Below are 2,012 nucleotides of genomic sequence, written 5' to 3' on the forward strand. Positions count from 1 at the left end.
CCCGGGCGCCGACAGAGGCAGCGACGGCACAGGACGTGCCTAGTGCAGAGTGCGCCATGGACGGCGTAGCACTCTGCGAGCCGATTCCGGCGCCGAACCCCGCCTACTTTCATCCGGCAGTTTGAGCCGTTAGTTTGCTCTGCGGGCGCCGTGACCGGAGCAGCTGTACTCGCAACTCGCCCCAGACCCATTCATGCAAAACCCTCATTCATACAGCCCAAAGGCTATCAAATCTTTCGTAGATTTTCCTCACGGAAGAGGGCTGACACAACCCATTTTTGTCTGCTAATATGCTTACTGCACCGAAAGAGGTAGGAGACTTCTTTCCGGACAAGGTTAAAATTTAAACCGGTTCTATTATTCTTTAGAAATAGGAACCGGTTTTATTGTATGCTCTTTAATAATAACTGCTAGTTTTTCAAAACTGTACTCATGCTCAACCATAGCAACTGTAAAATCTCCGGCTTTTTTAGTGTCCATTTTAAATAAATACCCATTATATCTCAAGAACACTACCATTGCAGTAAACGCTGTTCGTTTATTGGCATTTTGGAATGGATGATTTTGGCCAAGCGATTCAAACAAAGCGGCTGCTTTTTCTATAATTGTAGGATAGGCATCCTCGCCAAAAGTAGATTGTTGGGGCCTATATACCGCAGACTCTAAAAGTGACTGATTTAGAACACCAATTTGCTCACTTGGGCTATATTTTTGAATCATTGCAATATTAATCGCAATAATTTCCTGTACAGTCAGATAGTGAATATCCATCAGCGATCCTTAAGTCCTTTCAATGTTTCATCATACTCATGAATTACTTCATTAAGGGTATTTAGAAAGTCTGAGCTGATGCCTTCCGGTAACGCCACATACTGACTTTTCTTAATAACAATTTCATCATCACGAACATCGATTTTGACTGTATCCCCGTTATTAATACCAAGCTGTTTTAAAGCTTCCGTCATAGTAACCCCTAGACTATTTCCGATTTTAGTTACCTTTCTTTCCATTCCCTTTATCACCACACTCATTTCTATGCATCCCCTTTCATAATATGTTCTAATGTTATAACAATTATACATTTCTTTTTAGGATCAAGCAAGAAAACTTATAAGGCTTTCTTTCTGTTTTTATTTTAAGTGAAGCGTAACAATAATAATTTTTGAAACTTGTCTTTTGTTATAGTTTCTTTTGTCGGGTGCAAATTTTGCAGGGGGGTTTAAATTCTTTGGAAGCATTTCAATTGCTTCTGTTTGATCTGTGGCATAATTTCATCGTCGTAAAAACTGAAAATAAACAAAACCTAACAAAGGCAAGCTGGGGAACGAGAAGCTCAAGATGAGATTGATGCGGGGCTAACTAGACGCGCAAACTTAGCCAAAGAACTCATGGAGGAGCTCATGAAAGATGGGGAATGAAGATTCGTTCGTTTTTGAATGGTCTCCTCGTTTTGAACGGACTTTTAAAAAATTACCAAGAGAAATCAAACTGCTTTTTAGTGATAAAATCATTCAATTTGAAGTTGATTGGCAGCATCCATCGTTAAGGGCTAAACGAATTCAGGGTACAGATAATATATAGGAAGCAAGTCTTAACATGTCCATCCGATTCACCTTCGCATGGGTTACCGATGAGAAAGACGTGAAAGTCTGCTTATTAAGAAACATAGGTGACCATGATCACTGTCTTAGACCGTCATTCCCAGATCGAGAAGCTCTACGGAATAAATGATCTAAAGCCTTCACTCAACCCCCTGCCTAGGGGCAGTCGCCGCCCATGCTCCGCTAGCTGCTCGCTTTAGTCCCTACCTCCCTTTTGCATGCATAGCAGCTAGTGGTACAAAATGTACCACGCTGTCCCTCGGGTCGTGAAAGAATATCATGCAAGGGACCCGTGAAGCAGCCTGGTGAGTTGCGGGTACAGATGCGGAGGCTTTAAGCGAGCAGTCAGCAAACTCGGCGAAAACTGCTCTTGCATCAGCGGGGCGGGAACATGACGAAAGTGTCCAGTGG

3 protein-coding genes are annotated in these 2,012 nt (G+C 42.4%); 1 reads left to right on the forward strand and 2 read right to left on the reverse strand.

What is annotated here, in order from left to right; genetic code table 11:
* Positions 1-357: 357 nt before the first annotated feature.
* Both VB077_RS16240 and VB077_RS16245 read right to left on the reverse strand, forming a co-directional pair.
* The gene (locus VB077_RS16240) at positions 358-771 is read right to left on the reverse strand and encodes a type II toxin-antitoxin system death-on-curing family toxin (RefSeq protein WP_323416304.1); all 414 of its coding nucleotides are present in this window, start codon (positions 769-771) and stop codon (positions 358-360) included.
* Positions 771-1,031, reverse strand: a complete 261-nt coding sequence (locus tag VB077_RS16245) for an AbrB family transcriptional regulator (protein WP_323416305.1) — start codon at positions 1,029-1,031, stop codon at positions 771-773. Before VB077_RS16245 ends, VB077_RS16240 begins: the two co-directional genes overlap by 1 nt.
* A 376-nt stretch (positions 1,032-1,407) precedes the next feature.
* Here VB077_RS16245 and VB077_RS16250 point away from each other — a divergent pair, with 376 nt between their 5' ends.
* Positions 1,408-1,581, forward strand: a complete 174-nt coding sequence (locus tag VB077_RS16250) for a hypothetical protein (RefSeq protein WP_323416306.1) — start codon at positions 1,408-1,410, stop codon at positions 1,579-1,581.
* Positions 1,582-2,012 lie beyond the last annotated feature (431 nt).

It is taken from the genome of Desulfitobacterium sp. (assembly GCF_034927245.1).
Classification (GTDB): domain Bacteria; phylum Bacillota; class Desulfitobacteriia; order Desulfitobacteriales; family Desulfitobacteriaceae; genus Desulfitobacterium_A.

Excerpts from the sequence above, each read along its gene's own strand:
- VB077_RS16240 (WP_323416304.1), bottom strand. The coding sequence starts at position 771 with ATGGATATTCACTATCTGACTGTACAGGAAATTATTGCGATTAATATT.
- VB077_RS16245 (WP_323416305.1), bottom strand. The coding sequence starts at position 1,031 with ATGAGTGTGGTGATAAAGGGAATGGAAAGAAAGGTAACTAAAATCGGA.
- VB077_RS16250 (WP_323416306.1), top strand. The coding sequence starts at position 1,408 with ATGGGGAATGAAGATTCGTTCGTTTTTGAATGGTCTCCTCGTTTTGAA.